We start from the raw sequence: 23,574 nt of genomic DNA on the forward strand, positions 1-23,574 counted from the left end.
CCTATCGACTCCATGCGAACAAACGAATGTACGAATCGAGCCCGGACCGTAGAACTTCCCTTGTCACGGAAGGAAGGACTGCGATGAAGGCCTCGGACCTGTTCGTCAAAGCACTCGAAGCGGAGGGCGTGCGCTGCGTCTTCGGACTCCCCGGAGAGGAGAACCTGGACCTGCTGGAGTCGATGCGTGCCTCCGGCCTGCGGCTGGTCGTCACCCGGCATGAGCAGGCGGCCGGCTTCATGGCGGCGACATGGGGGCGGCTGACGGGGCGCGCGGGCGTGTGCCTGGCGACGCTGGGGCCGGGCGCCACCAACCTCGTCACGCCCGCCGCGTACGCGCAGCTCGGCGCCATGCCCATGGTGATGCTCACCGGGCAGAAGCCCATCAAGGCGAGCAAGCAGGGCCACTTCCAGATTGTCGATGTGGTGGGGATGATGCGCCCGCTCACCAAGCAGACGCGCACGCTCGTCTCCGCGGAGCACATCCCGTCGGCGGTGCGCGAGGCCTTCCGACGCGCGGAAGAGGAGCGGCCCGGAGCGACGCACCTGGAGTTGCCCGAGGACGTGGCGCGTGACTCCACCGAGGCCGCGCTCCTGGCCCCCAGCGCCTGGAAGCGGCCCGTGGCGGATGAAGGCTCCATCGCGCAGGCCGTGGAGACCATCGCCTCCGCGAAGCGGCCCCTGCTGATGATTGGCGCGGGCGCCAACCGGAAGCTCACGTCGGAGATGCTCCGCGTCCTCGTGGACCGGGTGGGCATTCCCTTCTCCAGCACGCAGATGGGCAAGGGCGTCGTCGATGAGTCCCACCCGCTGTGGATGGGAACCGCCGCGCTGTCCGACGGCGACTTCGTCCACCGCGCCATCGAAGCCTCCGACTGCATCATCAACGTGGGCCACGACGTCATCGAGAAGCCGCCCTTCGTCATGCGCGACAGCCGCCGCGCCGTGGTCCACCTCAACTTCTCCTCGGCGGAGGTGGACCCCGTCTACTTCCCGAAGCTGGAGGTGACGGGCGACATCGCCAACGCCGTGTGGCGCATCGCGGAGGGACTGGGCTCGCGCACGAACTGGGACTTCACGCCGTTCGAGAAGGCTCGGGCGGGATTGGAGGCGCAGCTCGCGAAAGGCTTCGCGGATGACCGCTTCCCCATCTACCCCGCGCGACTGGTGGCGGAGGTGCGCCGCGCGCTGCCGGACGACGGAATCGTCTGCCTGGACAACGGCATGTACAAGCTGTGGTTCGCCCGCTACTACCGCACGCGGCGGCCCAACACGCTGCTGCTCGACAACGCGCTGGCGACGATGGGCGCGGGGCTCCCGTCGGCGATCGCCGCCAGGCTGGTGCACCCCCGACGCAAGGTGGTCGCGGTCTGCGGAGACGGTGGGTTCATGATGAACTCGCAGGAACTGGAGACGGCGGTGCGCCTGGGCCTGGACCTGGTGGTCATCGTCGTACGCGACGATGGTTACGGAATGATTCGCTGGAAGCAGGGGGAGATGGGCCTGCCAGACTTCGGCATGGCCCTGGGCAACCCCGACTTCGTCCGCTACGCGGAGGCCTACGGCGCCAGGGGCCACCGGCCCACGAGCGCGTCGGAGTTCGGCGCCACGCTGGCGCGCAGCCTCGAAGCGGGCGGCGTCCACGTCATCGACCTGCCCATCGACTACTCGGACAACACCCGCGCGCTCGGCGTCGGGGACAAGGAACTCGAGGTGCTCCATGCTGGCTGAACGCTACCCGTACTATCTGGCCAACCGTCCTCGCCGGCCCAACGCGGACCTGCCCGTCGTCGACAAGTACTCCGGAGAGGTGGTGACGCGGGTCGCGCTCGCGGACGCCGCCGCCGTGGAGGAGGCCATCGCCTCCGCTGTTCGCGCCGCCGAGCCCATGCGCAAGCTGCCGGCCCACGCGCGACAGTCCGTCCTGGAACACTGCGTGCGCCGCTTCCAGGAGCGCGCGGAGGAGCTGGCCCAGGTGCTCTGCATCGAGGCGGGCAAGCCCCTGCGCGACGCACGCGGTGAAGTCACGCGCCTCATCGAGACCTTCAAGGCCGCCGCCGAGGAGGCCGTGCGGGGTGGGGGCGAAGTGATGGACCTGGAGGTGTCGCCGCGCGCGGAGGGCTACCGAGGCTTCACCCGCCGCGTGCCGGTGGGCCCCGTGTCGCTCATCACCCCCTTCAACTTCCCGCTCAACCTCGTCGCCCACAAGGTCGCCCCCGCCATCGCCGCGGGCTGCCCCTTCATCCTCAAGCCGTCGGACCGCACACCCGTGAGCGCGATGCTGCTCGCGGAGGTGCTCGCGGAGACGGCCCTGCCCGAAGGCGCCTTCTCCGTCATCACCCCCTCGCTCGCGGACATCGGTCCGCTCATCGAGGACGAGCGACTCAAGCTGCTGTCGTTCACCGGCTCGGAGAAGGTGGGCTGGGACCTCAAGGCCCGCGCCGGACGCAAGAAGGTGGTGCTGGAGCTGGGTGGCAACGCGGCCTGCGTGGTGGACCGCGAGCCCGGCGCCTCGCTGGACGTCATCGCGGACCGGGTGGCGCATGGCGCCTTCTTCCAGTCGGGGCAGAGCTGCATCTCCGTGCAACGCGTGCTCGTGCATGCCTCGCACTACGAGGCGCTCAAGGAGCGACTCGTCACCCGGGCCCAGGCCTTGCTCGCGGGCAACCCCCGGGACGAGGCGACGACGCTCGGCCCCATGATTGATGAGCCTGCGGCGCGGCGACTCGAAGGCTGGATTCAGAGCGCGGTCGCGAAAGGCGCTCGCGTGCTGACAGGCGGTGGTCGCAAGGGCGCGCTCTTGGAGGCCACCGTGGTGGAGGGCGTGCCCGCGGACGAGCCGCTCTGCGCGGAGGAGGCCTTCGGGCCGGTGGTGTTGCTCCAGTCCTTCACGTCCTTCACCGAGGCCCTGCGCACGGTGAACGAGGGCCGTTACGGCTTGCAGGCCGGCCTCTTCACCAATGACCTGTCGCGCGCGATGCGGGCGTGGGACGAGTTGGAGGTCGGCGGAGTCGTGGTGGGTGACGTGCCGAGCTTCCGCGTCGACACGATGCCCTATGGCGGTGTGAAGGGCTCGGGGCTGGGACGGGAGGGCGTGAAGTACGCCATCGAGGACATGACCGAGCCGAGGCTGCTCGTGCTGCGCCAGCGGGCGTCGAGCGACGACTGAGCTTCAAGAAGCAACGACGGTTCGACAGCCGGTGGCATCCCCTGTACGTCGAGGGCCTTTCCTGGAAGGCCCTCCATGCTCAAGTCGATGCTCACCCTGTTGGTCCTCGCGCTGTCGTCTCCTTCGTTCGCCGCGTCTCCGAGCGCGGATGAGAAGGCCGTGCTCGACGGGCTCCACGCCGCGTGCGAGGCCTTCCAGAAGGGCGATGTCGCCTTCCTGGAGGGCTTTCTCGCCGACGGCTTCACCCAGATGGACTCGGCGGGAAACGTGACGGACCGCGCGGCCACCCTGGCCGAGGTCCGTGCGAAGGAGCCTCGCTACGAGGTCTTCCGCAACCACGACATGAAGGTCCGCCTCTATGGCGACACGGCGGTGGTGATTGGCATCACCTCCGTGAAGGGCGTCTCCGGTGGCTCGCCCTTCGACGTGGACTTCCGCTTCACCGACACGCTCATCAAGCGCGACGGGCGCTGGCGGATTGCCGCGAGCCACATCTCGCGACTTCCCAAGGCCGCGCCTCCCGCGACGACTGGCAAGAAGTAGCCCGCCAGCCGTCACGCGGGGCCGTGCTCAGCGGATGACGGTGTAGCCGGCGTGGGCGTGGTCGCTGACGCCCTCCGTCTTCACCTGGGCGCTGGTGTCGGTGTCCAACCCGCCCGACACCCAGACCTGGTCGAAGTTGTCGCCGTTGGCCTTCTTGCCGCCCACCACGCGGCGCAGGCCCGCGCCCTCCAGCGCGTCGCCCACGTTCTTCGTGGAGTCGTTGAAGTCGCCCATCACCACCAGCTCGCGCGCCGGAGGGCCCTTCGCCTCCGCCCGGGCGATGTCGGCCAGGTACGCGAGCTGTTTCGCGCGCAGCCCACTGGACTCGCTGCCCGCCGCGAGGTGCACGTTGATGATGCTCTTCTCCCTGCCGTCCGGCCCCACCACGCGCGTCACCAGCGCGGTGCGCGGCTCGGAGGGGCTGTTCTTGCGCAGCGCCTCGTTGCGCTGACCCAGCTCGTTGCGCTCCGCGTCGGTGACCTTGCCGTCGCCCAGCGCGGCGAGCTGCTCCGGCGAGGACACCGTGGGGCCGCCCGACTCGGCGGCGGGCAGGGTGATGGTGTACGCGTCGACGACCTTGTCCGGCGCGCCCACGTACACCGCGTTGCCGTACGTCGCGTCCGCGCCGCTGTCGCCCTTGATGTTCCGGTCATCACCGGAGAAGGACTCGCCCGTCACCAGCGTGCCCTCGGGCGTCTGGTAGAGCGTGGTGCCGTCGTTGCCCTTGCGGATGGCCGTCGCCGGCGCGTCCTCGCCGATGGGCACCGTGGGCACCGTGCCGGACTTGAAGGCCTCGAACGCGGGGTTGAGGTGGGTGACGACGCTCAGCGCGGTGTTGGCGTTGCCGCTGCGGTCGACGTTGATGTCCACCTCCTGGAAGCCCGCGATGTTCGCGCCCGTCTCGCGGATGAGCCGGGCCTGGTCCTCGCGGTTGTCCTCCGTGCGGTACTTGGAGCCCGCGCCGTTGGCCAGGTTCAGCGTCAGCACGCCAGAGCCGTTGCCCACGTCGGGCAGCTCGTTCGCCTTCACTGGCTTCGAGTACCCCTCCGGCGGCGCGGGGTTCAGCTCCGGCCGGGTGGGACTGGGTCCCGGCGACGGCGACGGCGTGAAGGAGTCCTTCGGCGTCTCCGCGGCGCTTCCATTCTTCGCCCGGGCCTCGTTGCCGACAGGGGCGGCGGCCGGCTGCTGAAGGACGTTCCGGGCCCAGCGACCCGCCACATTCCAGATGCTCATCGTCGACTCCTCGCGTTCCATGAGGGAGCGCACGGCCAGGCGCCGCGCGCCCCGAGGGCTCTCTGCACGAACCCCGAGTGTCGCTCAGCCCCGCCATCCCAGGAAAGCGCGCCGGGTCGTTTGGACCCCGGGAGTCGCTGTGCCCGAGCTGACGCCTCGTGGGCCGCAGGGCGTCCGGGCTCGGAGAAGTTCATGGACGCGCCCCACTCATACCGCTAGTAGGTTTGACCTCAAACATTCACCCAAGGGTGGAGGCACCCGCCAGGGCACACCGTCCGGTGCGCGCTGGCTCGCACGCGTCCCGCCACGAGAGGCCCGAGACATGGTTCGTACAAGTTCCCTGCAGTCGCTGCTGTTCGCCCTGCCCACCGAGGCCTCCGGTGTGGAAGGGGCCGCGCCGCCCTTGCCGGTGCCGGTGCCGGAGGGCTCCTGGGGTGGACTGGAGCTGTGGCAGTGGGCGGGGCTGGGCGTGCTGGTGGCGGGAGCGTGGCTGTTGGGGCGGGGCGTGGAGTGGCTGGTGATGCGGCTGGTGGACCGGGCCACGTCGATGACGAAGTCCGGCTGGGATGACCAGCTGGCGGCGTCGGCGCGAGGGCCGGTGCGCTACCTGCTCTTCGTCGTGCTGGTGGCCTCGGGGCTGTGGGCGTTGAAGCTGCCACCCGTGGCGAAGCATGGCGTGGAGCTGGTGGCCCGCTCGGTGGGGCTGGCCGCGGTGGGGTGGTTCCTCCTGCGCTTCGTGAAGCTGGCGGCGGGCTTCGTCGAGCAGACGGTGGCGCGCGAGGAGCAGGGCGGCAACGTGGCCCGCGCGCGCGGGCTGCGCACGCAGCTGTCGGTGCTGCGCCGGGTGATTGAAGTGGCGGTGGTGCTCATCTGCGCGTCGCTGCTGCTGCTCCAGTTCGAGGCGGTGCGCAACGTGGGCGTGTCGCTCCTGGCCTCCGCGGGCATCGCCGGCCTCTTCATCGGCCTGGCCGCGCAGAAGTCCATCTCCACGCTGCTCGCGGGCATCCAGTTGTCCATCACCCAGCCCATCCGCATCGGCGATACCGTCATCGTCGAGAACGAGTGGGGCTGGGTGGAGGAAATCACGCTCACCTACGTGGTGGTGAAGGTGTGGGACTTGCGGCGGCTGGTGATTCCCATGGGCCACTTCCTGGAGAAGCCCTTCCAGAACTGGAGCAAGGTGTCGCCGGAGATCATGGGCACCGCGGAGCTGTACGTGGACTTCCGCACGGACGTGCCCTCGGTGCGCGCGGAGCTCAAGCGCGTGCTGGAGCAGGAGTCCAACGGCCTGTGGGACGGCAAGGTGCAGGCGCTCCAGGTGACGGACCTCTCCGAGCGCACCATGAAGCTGCGCGCGCTGGTGAGTGCGTCGGACTCCGGCAAGGCCTTCGAGCTGCGGTGCATCGTCCGCGAGAAGCTCATGGCCTTCCTTCGCGGGCAGCCCCACGGCCTGCCCATGGTGCGCACCGAGGCGAGCCTCGCCGAGTCCGATTCGCCCCTGGCCGCGGTCCGTCCGGGCCTCGGCGCCCTGGCCGTGCGATCTGGCGACTGAAGGACTTCTCCACGAAGGGGGCCGGTGTCGGTCCAGGAGGGTGACGCAGCCGGGCGAGGGGCTTCTGTTGACCGGTGAACACTTCCTTCCCGTGCTCAGGGGAGGGGTGTGTTGCCGGTATTCACCGGAAAAACGGAAAGTGCGGGTCCGTCTCCGTCGACGCGCGCGGGTTGGCGTTGCGCACGTCCTGGGGACCACACGCGGAGGCCGTGCGATGCGGCCGCCCGCGGTGATCCGCGTCGCACCACCCACCCACCGAGGAGCGCTGCCCATGAAGCGGTTGATTCCGTTTGCCCTGTTATTGCTGAGCCCCACCGCGGCCTTCGCTGAAGCCGAGGACAAAGAGCTGTGGATTTCGCTGGGCTCCGACGCCCTGGCCCCTGTTTCGGAGGCCTTCGCTCGTGAAGGCTGGAGCGTCCCCGCGCCCTCGCTGTCGAAGGAGGACGTGGTGGTGATTCCCGTGCGCGAGTCGCAGCTGTCGCGCATCGCCGAGGTGATGCACGACCGGTTCAACCGCTGTGCGGGGTTCGTGACGTTCGAGAGCCGTGACGAGGCGGAGCAGTCGCTGGTGCCCGCGTCCGACGCGTCCACGCGCGACCTCATCACCTACACCATCGACAACGCCACCACGGCCAACTGCCTCATCGGCCAGATGACGGAGGCGAACGTCCGCAGCACCATCAACTCGATGGCCGCGTACACCACGCGCTACTACACGTCGAGCACGGGCGTGAGCGCGGCGAACTGGCTGCGCAGCCGCTGGGCGACCCTGGCCGCCGGCCGCACGGACATCACGTCCGAGCTGTTCACGCACACCGCCTGGGCGCAGCCCTCCGTCATCCTCACCATCCGGGGCACCACGCTGCCCAACGAAGTCGTCGTGGTGGGTGGCCACCTGGACTCCATCTCCTCCGGCAGCACGGCGCCGGGCGCGGATGACAACGCCTCCGGCATCGCCTCCTTCACGGAGGTCATCCGGGCGGCGGTGGCGTGCAACTACCGGCCGCAGCGCACGGTGAAGTTCATGGGCTACGCGGCCGAGGAAGTGGGCCTGCGCGGCTCCAAGGAGATCGCCGCGTATCACAAGAACAACGGCATCAACGTGGTGGGCGTGCTCCAGCTCGACATGACCAACTACCGGGGCACGTCGGCCGACGTGGGCATCGTCACCGACTACACCAACTCCGCGCAGAACACGTTCCTGCGCAACGTCATCAACACCTACGGTGCCGGCATCACCCACGTGAACACCACGTGCGGCTATGCCTGCTCGGACCACGCGTCGTGGACGAACGCGGGCTTCGCGGCCTCCATCCCGCATGAGGCTGTCGTGAGCCAGGGCAATCCCTACATCCACACGACGGGCGACACCATCGCGAAGTCCGGCAGCACGGCCAACCACGCGCTCAAGTTCTCCAAGATCGCCGCGGGCTTCGTGGCGGAGCTGGCGAAGGGCCCGACGGGCCCCTAGTTTCGAAAGCGCTGGGCTCCCCGTTCCGTCGCGCCGCCCGTCTCGAGGGCGCGGCGGGACGCGGGGGCCGCTGTCGTCTGTCGTCGCGCACGGAAGGTTGAACCGGTACGCTCGTCCGCCATGGCCTACTCGGCGGAAATCAGCCGCACCGCGCCCGCGTGCATCCTCCTCTTGATTGACCAGTCCGGGTCCATGGATGACCCCTTCGGTGGACCGGGTGGCTCGCGGAAGAAGGCCGAGGGCGTCGCGGACGTCACCAACCGGCTGCTCCAGAACCTGGTGGTGCGCTGTGCCCGCGAGGAGGGCATCCGGGACTACTTCCACCTGGGCGTGCTGGGTTATGGCGAGCGCGTGGGCTCCGCGTTCTCGGGCCCGCTCGCGGGTCGGGGGCTGGTTCCCATCAGCGAGATTGGTCACGCACCGGCGCGGCTGGAGGAGCGCACTCGGGAGCGAGAGGACGGCATGGGGGGACTGGTGCGGGAGAAGGTCCGCTTCCCCGTCTGGTTCGAGCCGGTGGCGCACGGCCCCACGCCGATGTGTGAGGTGCTCTCCCGCGCGTCTTCCCTGGTGGGGGACTGGCTGCGCGAGCACCCCGAGAGCTTTCCTCCCATCGTCGTGAACGTCTCCGATGGGCAGCCCACGGATGGAGACCCGACCGCCGTCGCGTCGTCCCTGCGCGCGCTGCGAAGCTCCGACGGCGCGGTGCTGCTGCTCAACGTGCATCTGTCATCGAACCCGGCGACGCCCATCCAGTTCCCCGACGCGGAGGTGGGGCTTCCGGACGCTCATGCGCGGCTGCTCTTCGACCTGTCCAGCCCGCTGACCCCGGGGATGCTCGCCGCCGCGCGAGAGGAGGGGCACGCGGTGCGGGAGGGGGCCCGGGGCTTCGCCTTCAACGCGGACATCGTGTCGCTCATCAAGTTCCTGAACATCGGAACGCGCCCCAGCAACCTGCGGTAGCCCTGGCCAGGACGTCGTCACCGTGAGAATCCAGCTCGAGGCGGTGTGGGTGCAGAAGGCGGGCAACACGCCCTCCGAGAACGAGGACGCGTGCGCGCCGGAGCAGTCATCCACGTTCGAGGGCGAGGTGCTGCACGTCGCGGTCGCCGATGGCGCCACGGAGAGTTTGTTCTCTGGCTTGTGGGCCCGGCTGCTCGCGCGGGAGTTCGCCGAGGGGCGGATGGGTGGGGCCTCCGAACTGCTCCAGGCCCTGCCCGGGCTGCAGCGGCGATGGCACGCGGACGTCGGGAGTCGGGAGCTTCCCTGGTACGCGAGGGAGAAGCTCCTGGAGGGCGCGTTCGCCACGCTCTTGGGGGTCCGCCTGGAGGCCGCGCGCGGTGGCGACGCGGTGGGCGCCTGGACGGCGCTGGCGGTGGGGGATTCGTGTCTCTTCCAGGTCCGAGGAGACCGGTTGGTGCGGTCCTTTCCCCTGGAGACGGCCGCGTCGTTCGGCTCGCGTCCGTTCCTGGTGTCCACTCAGTCCGGTCAGAACGCGCGCGTGGGCGAAGCGGCGCGGAGCGAAGTGGGGGACGTGCGACCCGGGGACCTCCTGTTGCTGATGACCGATGCGCTGGCCCACTGGTTCCTGTCCGAGCACGAACGGGGCGGCGCGCCCTGGCTCGCGCTTCCCACGCGGACCTCGGAGGACCTCTCGGTGTCCTTTGCTCGCTTCGTGGATGGCCTGCGGACGGACAAGGTCATCCGCAACGATGACGTCACGTTGCTTCGCTTGACGGTGGGAGCGTGAGGTCGTGATTCTCCCTTCGGACAGCGACTACCAGACGGCGCTCCAGCATCCTCGGCAGGCGTTCGCCGACCCCGAGTTGAGAGAGGGTGTCGTCGAGCTGGGAACGGGCGCGATGGCGGGCCTGCCGCGGCCGCGCGCGGGCAACTTCGCGACCATCTACAAGGTGACGTGTGGCGAGAAGGTCTACGCCGTGCGCTGCTTCACCCGCCCGTTTCCCTACGACTTGCAGTCCCGCTACCTGGAGATCCAACGTCATCTGGAGCAGCACTGGCTGCCGTACATGGTTGGCTTCACGTTCCTTCCCCGAGGCATCCACGTCCGAGGGCGGTGGGTGCCCATCGTCAAGATGGAGTGGGTCCAGGGAGAGTCCCTGGAGAGCTATGTCGGGCGCCACCTGCATGAGCCCGCGAAGCTGTTCCAGCTCGCCGCCGAGTGGTTCGACCTGGTGAAGGCGCTGAGCCGCGCCGCTGTCGCGCATGGTGATCTCCAGCATGGCAATGTCATCGTCACCGACTCAGGACTGCGGCTCATCGACTACGATGGAATGTGTGTGTTCTCGCTGCGTGGGCGCGAGAGCCATGAGCGGGGGCACGCCAACTACCAGCATCCAGCGCGCGACTCGGGCTCGCTCAACCTCCAGTTGGACCTCTTCCCCGCGTGGGGGGTCTGGCTCTCGCTGGTCGCGCTCGCGCACGACCCGTCGCTCTGGGAGCGGTTCCAGGGGGGCGACGACTGCCTCCTGTTCCGGCGGAAGGACTTTGTCGAGCCGACCCGTTCTCCATTGCTCCAGGCGCTACTGACTTCGCCTCATGCTCGAATCCGCGAGTACGTGCCGAGAACCCTGTTGTCCCTGCTGGCACTCGCGCCCTCGCGCTTGCCGGAGCTGACCCTGGACGAAGGACTGGACAAGCGACTTGTTCCGGAGCCCGGACCGCAGCCGACGCGCGCGCAAGCCCACGCGCGGGCGCTGGCGCGCTTCATCGCTCCAGCTTCGCTGGCCCCCCGCGAGTTTTCTCGTGAGGACTCTCTGGAGCGCGGCATGACCGGGGGCGTGCTGGTCACCGCGATCCTGGGGCTCATCCCCGGCGTGGTGTTTTCTCCGTGGTGGTTGGTGGGAGCGGGGCTCGTGGGTGGACTGGGGCTTTCGCGCGCGCTCTTGCTGTATCGGAAGGAGCCCGTGGCCCAGGAACACCTGCGGTTGGAAAGGCAATGGGCCGAGTCCCGTGCGTCCCGAGGCGATGTGGAGGCGCGACTTCAACAGCTTCGAGTGGACCGACCGGCCGTGGCGCAGCGCGCCCAGGCGGCCCACGCGCGACTCCTGGGTGAGCAGGAGTCGCTCCATGGCTGGATGGAGGAGGTTCGTGAGCGCAACCACGACGTGGATCGCTCGGCGCTCGACCGCGTCGACGGACGGCGTGTCCAGGTGGACCGAGAGGAACTCAACGCTCGAAAGGACCTGGAGGCCGAGCACAAGTGCTGGGAGGAAGACGCGGCGCTCCAGGCCCGGCTCCCCGACGAAGAGAAGAGACAGGTGCGACTGCGGTTCAAGCGCGAGGCCGACGAGCTCGCGGCCCGCTTCGACGCACGGCGTGAATCCCTGGAGTTGGAAGAAGACTCCGCGGCGGTCCAGATGCGAGCGGATGGCATCCTGTCGAGGGAGTTCCGCAAGGCCCTGACGCATGCCGAGCAAATCATCGACCAATTGAGGGAGCACCATGTGGAGCTGGTCGAGGTGGACCAGGAGATCGCCCGCCTCCGGCGCGAGTGCATCACCCTCTGTTGGAGAGAGCTGGAAGCGGAACGGGCCGTCTCCTCGGGCGATTCCCTCAGCTTTACGCGCTTTCTCGCGCGGCTCTTCCACGAGACTCCCGAGAAATCTTGAAGCAGGGCTGTCGTTGTCACCCGGGAGTCAACAGTGACTGGACACGCGCTCGGACGGGCGCGTTACGTCCCCGGCTTTGGTCGTGGTGGCGCTGGTGTGTCCCTGGCGGGCGTGGTGGACTTCGACTACGAGAGAGCGTCCCGGCTGGGCGTCGCGGATGCCCTGGGGGCCTTCGTGGCGGGCTCGGCGGCTCCCGCGGGGGGGCAGCACTTCCTGGAGGACGATGATGACAACGTGGTTCGTGCCGCGTGGTTGGTTTGGGGCCTTGGCGCTGTCCTGGCTCACGATGGGAAGCGCCCTGGCGGCTCCGGCAGCAGGGGCTCCGAAGCGCGAGGCACTTCGGTCCGTTGTGGATTCGCTGGCGGCGGAGGCCGCGCGCCTGGCTCCGGGAGCGGACGTGGCCATCGCGGTGAAGGACCTGCGCACCGGAGAGTACGCGGGGTCTTCCGACACGGTGCCGCACATCTCAGCCAGTTCGGCGAAGGTGTTCTGGGTGGCGGCGGCCTTGAAGAAGGCCGAGGAGTCGAAGGTGGCGCCGCTGGCGGAGAAGGTCTTCCGGACCTCGGACAACGAGGCCTCGGGCGCGGTCATCGACCTGGTGGGCGGGCCGGACGCCATCAATGACTATCTGCGCTCGCTGGACGTGAAGAACACCGCGCTGACGAAGTGGAACTACGGCAAGCCGCGCCGCGCGACGAACTCGCCCCAGGTGATGGGGAATGACAACTACCTCTGTGCTGCGGACGCGGTGTCTTTCCTGCATCGCTTGAGCGCGGGCGAATTGCTGAAGCCGAAGCCCACCTCGCGCATGCTCGCGTGGATGGAGCTGACGCCTCGCGAGGGGTGTGGTGGTTGGCTGGGGACGCTCCTGCCCGCGAAGGTCCGGGCCTCGATGCGCCACAAGGCGGGCTGGCTGCCTCCAGGGTGCTGCTCGGATGACTCGCGCTACAACGTGCTCAACGAGGTGGGGTTGGTGCGGCTGCCGGATGGTGGCCACTACGCGGTGGCCATCCTCGCGGCGCGCGGACCGGACTGGCCGCGACAGGCGTTCTTCGTCGAGCGGGCGTCGTGTGTGCTCTATCGCACGCTCTCGGGAGAGGCCTCGCTGGACTGTGGGGAGTCGCTCGCGAAGCAGGGCGGACCCGCGCCGGTGCCCGTCGAGGACGGCGGCACGCCTCCAAACTACGATTGCTGAGCACGGCTCGATGGAGTTCCTCGCCACGCGTGTGGAGGGGCTCGGCGGACGGAGGCACGCCTCCGAACCACGACTGCTGAGCACGGCTTGGTGGAGTCCTCAGGGGTTGAATGCAGGACCCCGAGCCACGAGCGCGGAGGGGTTCGATGGCCCTCCCGCGCTTCGGGATGGGCTGTGCCGTCCGTACCTCTTTCCCGCCGCGAGACCCTGGACCTGGAGGATGTCGCCCGTTCTTCCTCCCACCCACGCTAGATTGCGGCTGCAACCGGCGTGGGAGGACTGTCATGGGCTTTGGTTGTTGCCACTACCAGTCGGTGGGCGAGGGGTGTGACTCCGCCTTCACGATGGATGCGTCGCGCGTCACCTTCGGCCGAGGGTGTCTGTCGGAGGTGGGCGAGCGGGCCCGGGCGCTCGGCATGAGGCGCGTGGCGCTGTTCTCGGATGCGGGCGTGGCCCGACTGCCGCACTTCGAGAAGGTGCGCGCCTCGCTGCTCGCGGCCGGACTCGAGGTCGGCGTCTTCACGGACGTTCGCGTCGAGCCCACGGACCGCTCCTTCCTGGAGGCAGTGCGGTTCGCCGCGGACCTGCGCCCGGATGGCTACGTGTCACTCGGAGGCGGCTCCGTCATCGACACGTGCAAGGCGGCGAACCTCTATGCGACGTGGCCCTCGGACTTCCTGACCTACGTGAATGCCCCCGTGGGCGAGGGCAGGCCGGTGCCCGGTCCCCTCAAGCCCCACATCGCCTGCCCCACGACGTCGGGGACCGGCAGCGAGGTGACGGGCATCACCATCTTCGATCTGCTCTCGTTGGGCGCGAAGACGGGCATCGCCTCGCACGCGCTGCGTCCCACCGAGGCCCTGGTGGACCCGGACTGCACCGCGACGCTGCCGGGCGAAGTGGTGGCCGCCAGCGGCCTGGACGTGCTCTCCCACGCGCTGGAGTCCTATACGGCGCGACCCTACGTCCGCCGCCCCGCGCCTCCGCGTCCCAGCCTGCGGCCCATGAGCCAGGGGGCCAACCCGTGGAGCGACCTGGGATGTCGTGAGGCCCTGCGGTTGATGGGGCTGTATCTGGAGCGCGGCGTGAAGGACGCGGGAGACCACGAGGCACGCGAGCAGTTGATGTGGGCGGCGACGCTGGCGGGCATCGCGTTCGGCAACGCGGGCGTGCATGCGCCCCACGGCATGGCCTACGCGGTGGCGGGGCTCGTGCGCGAGTTCAGGCCCACGGGTTATCCCCAGGACGAACCGCTCGTACCCCATGGAATGGCGGTCATCCTCAACGCGCCCTCGGTGTTCCGGTACACGGCGGAAGAGAGTCCGGAGCGGCACCTGGAGGCCGCGACGTGGCTGGGCGCGGACGCGCGCGGCGCGGGGCCGAAGGACGCGGGCGAGGTGCTGGCGGACAAGCTCATCCGCATCATGCGCGCGGTGGGGATGCCGAACGGACTGGGCGGAGTCGGGTACACCGAGGCGGACGTGGCGGCGCTGACGGAGGGGGCCTTCCCCCAGCAGCGACTGTTGCAGAATGCTCCCCGCGAGATGTCGCGGCCCGTGTTGAGTGGGCTGTTCCAGCAGGCGCTGGGGTATTGGTAGCCATGGGGAGACTGAAGCCGTGAGTGACGTCGAGACCGCCGAGCGCTATCGCTACTTCCTGCCCATCACCACGCGGTGGATGGACAACGACGTCTACGGCCATATCAACAACGTCACGTACTACAGCTACTTCGACACGGTGGCGAACCACTTCCTCATCCAGGAGGGCGGGTTGGACATCCACGGCAGCTCCGTCATCGGGCTCGTCGTGGAGTCGAAGTGCCACTACCGCGCGCCGCTCGCCTATCCAGACGCGCTGCGGGCGGGGCTTCGGGTGGACAAGCTGGGCACGCGCTCGGTGACGTATGGGATTGGCATCTTCAAGGAAGGGGCGTCGGAAGCGGCGGCCCACGGGCACTTCGTCCACGTCTTCGTGGACCGCCAGACGCGCAAGTCCACGGCGATTCCCGAGCGACTGCGCGAGGCGCTTTCGCGACTGACCCTGGCGACTTAGGACAGCGGCCATGCCCTCGTCCTTCCTCCAACTCCTGGTCAAGACGCATCCCTGGGGAGCCACGCTCCTGCTCGTCGTGGGGTTCGCGTTGGCCCTGCGCGTGGCGTCGTGGATGAGTGGCTGGCATGGCCTCGCCAGGCAGTTCCGCGCGGACGGGCCCGCCCCGAGTGACATGCGGAACTTCACCACGGGGAAGATCGGCTGGATCGACTACAAGAGCTGTCTTGCCGTGGGCGGCGATGCGCAGGGGCTCTACCTGGTGCCGAATCTCATCTTCCGACTCTTTCATCCCCCGCTGCGGATCCCCTGGTCGGAGATTCATGACAGGGAGGTCACGTCGTTCTTCTTCGTGAAGCGCGACACGTTTCGGGCGGGGGAGCACTCCACCCGGATTCGGCTCCGGGCCGCCGTGACGGAATCCCTCGACTTCTACCTGCCCCCGGCGAACTGATGGAAACGCTCAGCATCACCTTCGACGCACGGCATGAACTCACAGGCGAGGTGGGTTCAGTGAAGTGTGGCCTCTGTGGAGAGGCCGCGCGGGGTCGGATGCTGGACCAGGGTGGATTGGCTCGGGGCTTTGGTTGGGATTGCCCGTGTGGCGCGTTGGGGATTCATGCGCCGCTGTATGACCTGGATGAACTGTACCGCGACATCCTCGAGGCCTGGGGCTTGAAGCCTCGTGACCCGGACGTCTCGCCGCCGGCTCCGGTGGGCGAGTCCGGGCTGTTGTCCGCGGTGTATGTGGATGGGCCCGCGCTGCTCCGAGGCTTGTTCGCGGAGGCGCGGAGTCAGGGCGCCCAGGTGGCCTCCACGGAAGTGCTGGTCCGGCTCGTGGTGCCTGGGTTTTCGTCCCCTGCGTCCATCTGGGATGTGGTCTGGGCACGCGCGCCTCGGCAGGGAGAGTGACGATGATGGAGACACCCTCCGTGTTTCTGCTGGCCGCGACCTCCATTCCGCTCTGGTTGGGCATTCCGCTGTTTGTGGTGGGCCTGCTGGCGTTGGCGCTCTTCTCGTCGCTCAAGGGGGGCTGGTTCTGGCTCGCGCGGAGGTTTCGCACGGACGAACCCATGCCGAGGGGCGCCATCAGTGGTGTCACGGGGCGGATGGGCTGGGTCCATTACAGGAACTCGCTCACCGTGGGGGCGGACGAGGATGGCCTCTACATCTCGATGATTCCCGTCTTCATGCCCTTCCATCCTCCCCTGTTCATTCCCTGGTCGGAGATTCGAGAGCGAAAGCGGGAGACGCCGTTCCTCTCCGTCCTCACGAAGTTCGACAGGCTGGAGGTTGGCCCGAAGCGCACGGTGGTGCGCATCGAGAGCCTGGTCATGGACGGGCTCGGTCGATACCTGCCGCTCCCGCGCTGAGCCTCTCTTCCTCGAGCGGCCCAGCCCGCTCACTCAAGGGTGTGTCAGGCGTCCCGCGCCGCATGCACGGGAGGCCGGCGCACGGACCACGGGCGTGCCTCCTCCAGCTGTCCCGCGAGGCGGAACAACGTGGCCTCATCCGCGAAGCGACTCACGAACTGGACGCCGATGGGCAACTCCTGCGCGTTCCAGTGCAGCGGCACGGACATCGCGGGCTGTCCTGTCACGTTGTAGAGCGCGGTGAAGGGAATCATCGAGAACACGTGGCGGTACCACTCGCCAGCGCTCATCGGCTTGTTGGAATCCATCGCGCCCAGCGGGTAGGGCGGCACCGCCGCCGTGGGCGTCAGCAGCAGGTCATGGTCCACGTAGAACGCGCCCACGGCGCGGCTGACCTGATTGAACACTCCCAGCGCCGCCTGGAGATCCGTCGCCTTCAGCGAACGGCCATGCTGCACCGCCGCCCAGGTGGTGGCCTCCAGTGTGTCCGGGCCCACGGGACGTCCCAGGGCCCCGCCCAGCATCCCCGCCAGGGCCGCGTTGGTCGAGGACCAGACCGTCACCATCGCCTCCACCAGCGCGGCGTCGTCATAGACGGGCGCGGCCTCGACGAGGTCGTGCCCCAGGGAGGCGCATAGCTTCGCGGCGTCCTCGACCGCCGCGACGTTGTCGGGGCTCACGGGCCCTCCGGACGCCGGCCTCCTCGAAATCGCGATGCGCAGCCGCCCCGGCTCCCGCCGGACCTCGTTGAGATAGGGCCGCTCCGGCGGCGGCGCGAAGTGCGGGTCGCCCACCGCGGGGCCGTGGGTGGCATCCAGCATCGCCGCGCTGTCGCGGACCGAGCGCGTCACCACATGCTCCACGCCCAGGCCGTTGATGGCCTCTCCCGAATTGGGCCCCACGGAGTTGCGCCCGCGCGTGGGCTTCAGGCCGAACACTCCGCAGAGGGCGGCGGGAACGCGCAGGGAGCCGCCGCCATCATTGCCATGGGCCACCGGGACGATGCCCGCCGCCACCGCCGCCGCCGAGCCTCCACTGGAGCCACCGGAGCTGCGTCCCAGGTCCCATGGGTTGCGCGTGGGGCCATGCAGCACCGGCTCCGTCGTCGCGTTGTTGCCGAACTCCGGCGTGTTCGTCCGGCCCAGCAACACCACGCCCGTGCGGCGAAAGCGCTCCATCAACACGGAGTCGAACGGCAGCATCAGTCCGCGCGTCAGCCGACTCCCCAGGTCCGTCGGGACGCCCGCCGCATGCAGCGCCAGGTCCTTGATGAGGAAGGGCACCCCGGTGAAAGGACCCTGGGGAAGCCCCTTCTGCACGGCGGCCCGCGCGTCCGCTTCCCGGACGTCGATGACCGCGTTCAGCTTCGGATTGACGCGGGCGATGGCCGCGAGCGCCGCTTGCGTCAGCTCCGTCGGAGTCACTTCCTTGCGACGCACCAGCTCCGCCAGCCCCATCGCGTCGTATCGCGTGTAGTCGTCCAGGTGCATAAGCCCTTGTGGCGCACCGGACCGCGGAACGCGTTCCAGGTGCGGCGCACGAGGATACCGCCTTGCCTCGGGCCGCCGCGAGGACGGCCCAAGGCACACCTCGACTTCAGTACCGACAGGCGCGGGCTTCGCAGTAACCCTGTTGCCCCTTGCACACGCAGTCGGCGTCGTCGCTGCACCGCGTCAGCTCGCACCACGGGCCTCCACCGCCACCACCACCAGGAAGGGTGTAGCGACACCCATTGCTGACGCAGCTCACGCTGCTCGCGCCAGGGCACGCGGCCCAGCACTCGCTCACCGTCGAGCACCGGACCGCGACACAGACCAGACTCGCCGCGTCCTGGGGTTCGCTGGACTCGGGCGCGAGGACCTCGGTGGTGGCCGGCTCGGCGAAGGCGGCCGTGGTGAAGGACAACAGGAGGGCGAGACTCCACGGGAGGGCACGGCGCAGGGACATGACTGCTCCTTCGAGACCCCGGCCGACCTCGCGCCAGTGCGGGACGCCATGGGCGAGGACAATCGTATCAGCATGGCTCTGGTAGCGCGGATGTGCGCCCGACCTGCCGCACTGTGTCTGTTGTTCCGCTCCACGCCGTCAACCGGGTCCAAACGCGCCTGTCATTGGACCGACACCCCGGCGCCCGCCGCTTCCAGGCCGGCGACTCCTCGTGACGCACGGAGACGTCCCCTGAAACCACGGTCTCTAGGTGGGCGTGGATTGCTCGATATGCCCGTCGTGCGGGGAGTATCCTCCCGGGCGCGAAGGCGGAGCCGTCCGCCCCCGCATCCCAGAAGGAATCCCCCTCCATGTTCATGTCTCAGCACCGTCGGCGCCAGGGAGCCCTGGCCCTCCTTCCTCTCACCCTCTGTCTCGGGCTCGCGTGCGGCCCCGTGCAGGAGGGTGAGGCTCCCGTCGAGGTCGCCACCGAGGCCCAGACGCAGCCCCTGGCCGCTCCGGGCTTCGCGGAGCTGCACCACCACATGTTCGCGGAGGAGGCGTTCGGCGGCGGGTGGTTCCACGGCAGCCACACCGGCTCGCTGGTGAGCTGTGACGGTGGCCTGCCGGAGAGTGACCACGCCCGGGTGCGCATGGACCTGAGCAACCTGCTCAACCTCTGCCCCGGGGTGGACCTGAGCGGCAACCCGTTGCTCGCGGCGTTCTTTGGCCTGGGCGGCGCGGTGGGCTCGGAGTTCATCGGGAAGATCGAGGGCACCGAGGGCGACACGGGCATCCACCTGGGGCGCATGTCGGTGAACACGCAGTGGCCGCGCTGGGACACCATCGCGCATCAGCAGTCGTGGGAGGGGTGGCTGCGGCAGGCGCACCAGGGCGGCATGTCCCTGGTCATGGTGTCGCTGGTCAGCAACGAGTTCCTCTGCAAGGCATTGCCGTACCAGAACATCTCCCGGCCGTGTGACGAGATGGTGGACGTGGAGCTGCAGCTCCAGATGGCGCGGGCCTTCGACGCGCGCACCGACTGGGTGGAGATCGCCCTGACGCCGTCGCACGCGCGCAGCATCATCGCCTCGGGCAAGCTGGCCATGGTGCTCTCCATCGAGACGAGCAAGCTGTTCGGCACCCAGGACTGGCGCCTGGAGCTGGACCGCTTCCACGCCCTGGGCGTCCGCTCGCTCCAGCCGGTGCACCAGCTGGACAACCGCTTCGGCGGCGCGGCGCTGCACAACGCCATCTTCCAGGCCGCGCAGTTCACGGAGAACTGCCACATCGACACCGACTGCGGCGTGACGACGGACACGATGACGCTGGGCTTCGATGTGTACCGCGACGCGGCCGGCAACTGCCGCAACACCAAGGGCCTCACCACGGACGGCAAGGCGCTGCTCCAGACGATGATGGGCAAGGGCATGCTCATCGACGTGGCCCACCTGTCGGAGAAGGGCCTCCAGGACGCCTTCGCCGTCGCCCAGGCGAACACCTACTACCCGCTGGTCATCTCCCACGGCCACTTCCGCGAGGTGATGAACCCGAAGCTCGCCGACGACGAGAAGACGACGCCCGCGTGGGTGGTGCGCTACCTGCGCCAGACGGGTGGCATCTTCGGCCTGCGCACCGCGCATGACGAGACGCGCGCGTACACGCGCTCCGGCGTCGCCAACAACTGCCATGGCTCCACGCGCTCGCTGGCCCAGGCCGTCGAGTTCGGTCGCCAGGGCCTCAAGGTCCCCATGGCCTTCGGCGCGGACCTCAACGGCTTCATCCAGCAGACGCGTCCGCGCTTCGGCAACAACGGCGCGTGTTCCGCGACGTTCCAGGCGGAGGCGGATGCGCACCTGCGTCAGCAGAACGTCTCCGGTCCCGCGCGCCTGGGCACGGGCTTCGACGAGTTCGGCCTCGCGCACGTGGGCTACCTGCCTGACTTGCTGAAGGACCTGGGCCGCGTGGGCGCCAACACCACGGGGTTGTCCGGCTCGGCGGAGGCCTTCCTCAAGGTGTGGGAGCGCGCGTCCAATCCGCGCACGGGCATGGCGGACGCGGCGGCGGACATCGACACCGCGGGCGTGGCCACCTACGTGGACAAGGGCACGCGCGAGGCCGCGTACCCGGTGCTGTGCGGCGAGCACTACGCGCCGGACTCCAAGGCGGTGGGTGAGTCCTGCCGCTTCAAGGAGGAGTGCGTCAGCGACGCATGCACCGCGTCCGGCTGCAACAGCGCGGGCACCTGCATCTGCGACCAGGAGACCGACTGCGCGAGCACCCAGTACTGCGGTTGGGGGCTCAACAGCGGCAAGTGTCAGCCGAAGAAGGCCAAGGGGGCAACGTGCCTGTATGGCAAGGAATGCCTGTCTAATACCTGCCGTTGGACGCTGACCTGCGGCTGAGCGAGGGAGCCGGGGTGCGCATCGCCGTTGCGCGGCGCACCCCGGGGGCGTAGGGAGTCGACACTCCCATGTCCGCATTCGCCAAGCTGCTCGAAGCCGTTCGGAAGGAAGCCCGCCCCGGTCTCTGGTCCAAAGGCGTGGGTCTCGCCCGTGACGGGGCCGTGGTCCTCCAGTCGAAGACGGACAGCGAGCTGGAGCTGAGGGTCCGCTCGGCGGGGCGCCCGGTCCCCTTCACGGTGGCCCTCTATCCCGCCGACGACGCCTGGGAGTGTGACTGCCCCAGCCTCGTGGACCCGTGTGAGCATGTCGTCGCGGCGGCCATCTCGCTCCAACAGGCGGAGCGGGAGGACGCGCCCATGCAGACGGCGGCGACCCGCTGGTCTCGCATCGCCTATCACTTCACGCGCACGGGGGACGGCCTCCAGCTCAAGCGCACGCTGGCCCACGCGGACGGCAAGGAAGAGGCGCTGGAGGGCAGCCTCACCTCGTACATCGCGAAGCCCGCGCAGGCCGCGAAGCTCCAGGTGGAGCAGGCGGACCTGCTCGCCGACCGCATCCTGGAGCAGCGCCGCACGCGCGGCACGCTCAACCCGGAGACGCTCGACGCGTTGCTCAAGGTGCTGGTGCAGGCGCGCAACGTCCTGTTGGACGGTCGCCCCGTCGCCATCCCCGACGAGGTGGTGGTGCCCCGGGCGCTGGTCGAGGAGCGCGGCGGGCAGCTCGTGGTGACGGTGGCGCGCGACTCGCGCGTGTCCGAAGTCGTGAGCCCCGGCGTGGCCCGCGTGGGAGACGCACTGGCCCGCATGGGTGAGACGGGCATGACGGGGCCGTGGCTCCAGAACCTCCCCATCGTCCGCACGTACAGCGCGGAGAACCTCGGCGAGCTGACGTCGAAGGTGCTGCCGGAGCTGGGCCGCCGGATGCCGGTGGAGGTGCGCACGAAGCGTGTGCCGTCCATCGACCGCGAACTCAAGCCGCGCATCCTGCTGGAGCTGAACCAGCTTGAGTCGGGCCTGTCCGTGCTGCCCACGCTCGTCTACGGCGCGCCGCCGACGGTGCGCATCGACAACGGGAAGATGGTGTACCTGCGCGGCGCGGTGCCGCTGCGCGACGAGGCGGTGGAGCAGCGGCTCATCCACGACCTCCGCGAGGAGCTGAACCTGGTGCCCGGCCGTCGGGTGACGGTGCAGGGCCCGGAGATGGTGCGCTGGGCGGACCGGCTGCGACGGTGGGGCGGAGACCTGGCTGGTGACGGCGCGTCCGTGGTGAGTCCGGATGTGCGGCTGCGTCCATCGCTCTCGGTGGAGTCCGCGGGGGATGGCGCGGGAATCCCGCAGGTGCGCTTCACGCTCGAGTTCCAGGTGGAGGGTGGCAAGGGCGGCGAGGCCCGCTCGGTGGACGCGGCGGCCGTCGTCCGGGCGTGGCAGGAAGGACTGGGGCTGGTGCCGCTGGTGGGAGGGGGCTGGGCGCCCTTGCCGCGCGCGTGGCTGGACAAGCATGGTCAGCGCGTGGCGGACCTGCTCGCCGCGCGTCAGCCGGACGGCCGCGTCTCCAACCACGCGTTGCCGCAGCTCTCCTCGCTGTGCGAGACGCTGGAGCAGCCGCCTCCTCCGGGCCTGGACAAGCTGGCGCCGCTCGTCGAGGGCTTCGAGAAGCTGCCGCCGCCCGTGTTGCCGGACGACCTCAACGCGTCCTTGCGTCACTACCAGCAGACGGGTGTGAGCTGGCTGGGCTTCCTCAAGAGCGCGGGCCTGGGCGGCATCCTCGCGGACGACATGGGCCTGGGAAAGACGCTGCAGACCATCTGCGTGTTGGGGCCGCGATCGCTCGTCGTCTGTCCCACCAGCGTACTGCCCAACTGGGTGGCGGAGCTCAAGCGCTTCCGACCGTCGTTGAGCGTCTGCGTCTACCACGGCCCCGGCCGCGAACTGGACCCGGCGGCCGACGTGACGCTCACCACATACTCGATTCTGCGACTGGACGCGGCGGCGCTGGGCGCCAGGGAGTGGGCCGCCCTGGTGCTGGACGAGGCGCAGGCCATCAAGAACCCGGAGAGCCAGGTCGCGCGCTCCGCGTTCGGCCTCAAGTCCAACTTCCGGTTGGCGCTCAGCGGTACGCCGCTGGAGAACCGGCTGGACGAGCTGTGGAGCTTGATGCACTTCACCAACCCGGGCCTGCTCGGGGGACGGCGGCAGTTCGAGGAGAAGGTGTCGCGCCCCATCTCCGAGGGCAACGCGGCGGCCTCCGCGGACCTGCGCCGTCGCATCCGCCCCTTCGTGCTGCGCAGGCTCAAGCGGGACGTCGCGCCGGAGCTGCCCCCGCGCATCGAGTCGGTGATGCACGTGTCGCTGGATGAGCGCGAGCGCTCCATCTACGACTCGGTGATGGCGGCGACGCGCAAGGAAGTGGTCGCCCTGCTCAACGAGGGCGGCAGCGTGCTCAAGGCGCTGGAGGCGCTCCTGCGACTGCGACAGGCGGCGTGCCACCCGGCGCTCGTCCCCGGTCAGAAGGCGACCTCGTCGTCGAAGGTGGAGACGCTGGTGGACGCGCTCGACACCGCGGTGTCGGAGGGCCACAAGGCGCTCGTGTTCTCCCAGTGGACCTCGCTCCTGGACCTCATCGAGCCGGCGCTGAAGCAGGCGGGCATCGGGTTCGACCGGCTGGACGGCACCACGGTGAATCGCGGCGACGTCACCTCCCGCTTCCAGTCGGAGGACGGCCCGCCGGTGTTGCTCATGTCGTTGAAGGCGGGCGGCACGGGCTTGAACCTCACGGCGGCGGACCACGTCTTCCTGGTGGACCCGTGGTGGAACCCTGCCGTGGAGGCGCAGGCGGCGGACCGCGCGCACCGCATCGGTCAGGAGCGGCCCGTCAACGTGTACCGCCTGGTGTCCCAGGGCACCGTCGAGGAGCGCATCCTCGGACTCCAGGACAAGAAGCGCGCGCTGATGGAAGCGGCCTTGAGCGAGGCCGCCGGCGCCGCGGCCATCACCCGTGAAGACCTGCTGGAGCTGTTCTCGTGAAGTGGCT

Annotated in this window: 19 protein-coding genes; 16 read left to right on the forward strand and 3 right to left on the reverse strand. The window is 69.2% G+C overall.

All coding sequences use genetic code 11. The features are described from left to right. The first annotated feature begins 83 nt into the window (after positions 1-83). The 3 genes from FJV41_RS03140 (at position 84) to FJV41_RS03150 (ending at position 3,711) form a co-directional block, all read left to right on the forward strand. A complete protein-coding gene (locus FJV41_RS03140) occupies positions 84-1,730 on the forward strand; it encodes an acetolactate synthase large subunit (protein WP_141640892.1) in 1,647 nt (548 codons plus the stop codon). Continuing rightward, entirely contained in the window at positions 1,720-3,168 is a 1,449-nt protein-coding gene (locus tag FJV41_RS03145; RefSeq protein WP_141640893.1) for an aldehyde dehydrogenase family protein, read from the forward strand. The genes FJV41_RS03140 and FJV41_RS03145 overlap by 11 nt, the downstream gene beginning before the upstream one ends. 75 nt (positions 3,169-3,243) lie before the next feature. Continuing rightward, entirely contained in the window at positions 3,244-3,711 is a 468-nt protein-coding gene (locus FJV41_RS03150) for a nuclear transport factor 2 family protein (RefSeq protein WP_141640894.1), read from the forward strand. Between the two features lie 27 nt (positions 3,712-3,738). Here FJV41_RS03150 and FJV41_RS03155 read toward each other — a convergent pair whose 3' ends face one another. Continuing rightward, positions 3,739-4,944, reverse strand: a complete 1,206-nt coding sequence (locus tag FJV41_RS03155) for an endonuclease/exonuclease/phosphatase family protein (protein ID WP_174487186.1) — start codon at positions 4,942-4,944, stop codon at positions 3,739-3,741. Positions 4,945-5,266: 322 nt separating this feature from the next. Between FJV41_RS03155 and FJV41_RS03160 the strand changes: the two genes are divergently transcribed. The 11 genes from FJV41_RS03160 to FJV41_RS03210 all read left to right on the forward strand — a co-directional run bounded on the left by FJV41_RS03160 (position 5,267) and on the right by FJV41_RS03210 (position 16,213). Further along, positions 5,267-6,496, forward strand: coding sequence for a mechanosensitive ion channel family protein (locus tag FJV41_RS03160; protein ID WP_141640896.1), 1,230 nt, complete (start codon positions 5,267-5,269; stop codon positions 6,494-6,496). A 271-nt stretch (positions 6,497-6,767) separates the two neighbouring features. Next, positions 6,768-7,967 (forward strand): M20/M25/M40 family metallo-hydrolase, encoded by a 1,200-nt coding sequence (locus tag FJV41_RS03165; RefSeq protein WP_141640897.1) that lies wholly within the window; start codon positions 6,768-6,770, stop codon positions 7,965-7,967. Positions 7,968-8,087: 120 nt separating this feature from the next. After that, positions 8,088-8,927, forward strand: coding sequence for a VWA domain-containing protein (locus tag FJV41_RS03170; RefSeq protein ID WP_141640898.1), 840 nt, complete (start codon positions 8,088-8,090; stop codon positions 8,925-8,927). Between the two features lie 22 nt (positions 8,928-8,949). Further along, positions 8,950-9,714, forward strand: coding sequence for a protein phosphatase 2C domain-containing protein (locus FJV41_RS03175; protein ID WP_141640899.1), 765 nt, complete (start codon positions 8,950-8,952; stop codon positions 9,712-9,714). 4 nt (positions 9,715-9,718) lie between these two features. Beyond that, entirely contained in the window at positions 9,719-11,596 is a 1,878-nt protein-coding gene (locus FJV41_RS03180) for a hypothetical protein (RefSeq protein WP_141640900.1), read from the forward strand. A 223-nt stretch (positions 11,597-11,819) separates the two neighbouring features. Beyond that, positions 11,820-12,791 (forward strand): serine hydrolase, encoded by a 972-nt coding sequence (locus FJV41_RS03185; RefSeq protein WP_246136964.1) that lies wholly within the window; start codon positions 11,820-11,822, stop codon positions 12,789-12,791. Positions 12,792-13,075: 284 nt separating this feature from the next. Beyond that, the gene (locus tag FJV41_RS03190; RefSeq protein WP_141640901.1) at positions 13,076-14,389 is read left to right on the forward strand and encodes a hydroxyacid-oxoacid transhydrogenase; all 1,314 of its coding nucleotides are present in this window, start codon (positions 13,076-13,078) and stop codon (positions 14,387-14,389) included. 19 nt (positions 14,390-14,408) lie between these two features. Beyond that, a complete protein-coding gene (locus FJV41_RS03195) occupies positions 14,409-14,843 on the forward strand; it encodes an acyl-CoA thioesterase (RefSeq protein WP_141640902.1) in 435 nt (144 codons plus the stop codon). A 10-nt stretch (positions 14,844-14,853) separates the two neighbouring features. Beyond that, positions 14,854-15,294: a hypothetical protein gene (locus tag FJV41_RS03200; protein ID WP_141640903.1), complete on the forward strand. Its 441-nt coding sequence runs from the start codon at positions 14,854-14,856 to the stop codon at positions 15,292-15,294. Next, on the forward strand, positions 15,294-15,752 hold the full coding sequence (locus tag FJV41_RS03205; protein WP_141640904.1) for a hypothetical protein: 459 nt from the start codon (positions 15,294-15,296) through the stop codon (positions 15,750-15,752). The genes FJV41_RS03200 and FJV41_RS03205 overlap by 1 nt, the downstream gene beginning before the upstream one ends. A 2-nt stretch (positions 15,753-15,754) precedes the next feature. Further along, positions 15,755-16,213: a hypothetical protein gene (locus FJV41_RS03210; RefSeq protein WP_141640905.1), complete on the forward strand. Its 459-nt coding sequence runs from the start codon at positions 15,755-15,757 to the stop codon at positions 16,211-16,213. A 44-nt stretch (positions 16,214-16,257) separates the two neighbouring features. On the opposite strand, the gene FJV41_RS03215 is transcribed toward FJV41_RS03210, so the two are convergent. Both FJV41_RS03215 and FJV41_RS03220 read right to left on the reverse strand, forming a co-directional pair. After that, entirely contained in the window at positions 16,258-17,703 is a 1,446-nt protein-coding gene (locus FJV41_RS03215) for an amidase (RefSeq protein WP_141640906.1), read from the reverse strand. Positions 17,704-17,809: 106 nt separating this feature from the next. Next, positions 17,810-18,160 carry a hypothetical protein gene (locus FJV41_RS03220; RefSeq protein WP_141640907.1) on the reverse strand — a complete coding sequence of 117 codons (351 nt, stop codon included), beginning with the start codon at positions 18,158-18,160 and terminating at the stop codon, positions 17,810-17,812. Between the two features lie 356 nt (positions 18,161-18,516). Between FJV41_RS03220 and FJV41_RS03225 the strand changes: the two genes are divergently transcribed. Both FJV41_RS03225 and FJV41_RS03230 read left to right on the forward strand, forming a co-directional pair. After that, a complete protein-coding gene (locus FJV41_RS03225) occupies positions 18,517-20,544 on the forward strand; it encodes a membrane dipeptidase (protein ID WP_246136967.1) in 2,028 nt (675 codons plus the stop codon). 68 nt (positions 20,545-20,612) lie between these two features. Continuing rightward, positions 20,613-23,567, forward strand: coding sequence for a DEAD/DEAH box helicase (locus FJV41_RS03230; protein WP_141640909.1), 2,955 nt, complete (start codon positions 20,613-20,615; stop codon positions 23,565-23,567). Positions 23,568-23,574: the final 7 nt, after the last annotated feature.

It is taken from the genome of Myxococcus llanfairpwllgwyngyllgogerychwyrndrobwllllantysiliogogogochensis, assembly GCF_006636215.1.
Taxonomy (GTDB): domain Bacteria; phylum Myxococcota; class Myxococcia; order Myxococcales; family Myxococcaceae; genus Myxococcus; species Myxococcus llanfairpwllgwyngyllgogerychwyrndrobwllllantysiliogogogochensis.

Excerpts from the sequence above, each read along its gene's own strand:
- FJV41_RS03160 (WP_141640896.1), top strand. The coding sequence starts at position 5,267 with ATGGTTCGTACAAGTTCCCTGCAGTCGCTGCTGTTCGCCCTGCCCACC.
- FJV41_RS03150 (WP_141640894.1), top strand. The coding sequence starts at position 3,244 with ATGCTCAAGTCGATGCTCACCCTGTTGGTCCTCGCGCTGTCGTCTCCT.
- FJV41_RS03215 (WP_141640906.1), bottom strand. The coding sequence starts at position 17,703 with ATGCACCTGGACGACTACACGCGATACGACGCGATGGGGCTGGCGGAG.
- FJV41_RS03205 (WP_141640904.1), top strand. The coding sequence starts at position 15,294 with ATGGAAACGCTCAGCATCACCTTCGACGCACGGCATGAACTCACAGGC.
- FJV41_RS03170 (WP_141640898.1), top strand. The coding sequence starts at position 8,088 with ATGGCCTACTCGGCGGAAATCAGCCGCACCGCGCCCGCGTGCATCCTC.
- FJV41_RS03230 (WP_141640909.1), top strand. The coding sequence starts at position 20,613 with ATGTCCGCATTCGCCAAGCTGCTCGAAGCCGTTCGGAAGGAAGCCCGC.
- FJV41_RS03185 (WP_246136964.1), top strand. The coding sequence starts at position 11,820 with ATGATGACAACGTGGTTCGTGCCGCGTGGTTGGTTTGGGGCCTTGGCG.
- FJV41_RS03190 (WP_141640901.1), top strand. The coding sequence starts at position 13,076 with ATGGGCTTTGGTTGTTGCCACTACCAGTCGGTGGGCGAGGGGTGTGAC.
- FJV41_RS03155 (WP_174487186.1), bottom strand. The coding sequence starts at position 4,944 with ATGAGCATCTGGAATGTGGCGGGTCGCTGGGCCCGGAACGTCCTTCAG.
- FJV41_RS03220 (WP_141640907.1), bottom strand. The coding sequence starts at position 18,160 with ATGTCCCTGCGCCGTGCCCTCCCGTGGAGTCTCGCCCTCCTGTTGTCC.
- FJV41_RS03200 (WP_141640903.1), top strand. The coding sequence starts at position 14,854 with ATGCCCTCGTCCTTCCTCCAACTCCTGGTCAAGACGCATCCCTGGGGA.
- FJV41_RS03145 (WP_141640893.1), top strand. The coding sequence starts at position 1,720 with ATGCTGGCTGAACGCTACCCGTACTATCTGGCCAACCGTCCTCGCCGG.
- FJV41_RS03165 (WP_141640897.1), top strand. The coding sequence starts at position 6,768 with ATGAAGCGGTTGATTCCGTTTGCCCTGTTATTGCTGAGCCCCACCGCG.
- FJV41_RS03225 (WP_246136967.1), top strand. The coding sequence starts at position 18,517 with ATGTCTCAGCACCGTCGGCGCCAGGGAGCCCTGGCCCTCCTTCCTCTC.
- FJV41_RS03210 (WP_141640905.1), top strand. The coding sequence starts at position 15,755 with ATGATGGAGACACCCTCCGTGTTTCTGCTGGCCGCGACCTCCATTCCG.
- FJV41_RS03140 (WP_141640892.1), top strand. The coding sequence starts at position 84 with ATGAAGGCCTCGGACCTGTTCGTCAAAGCACTCGAAGCGGAGGGCGTG.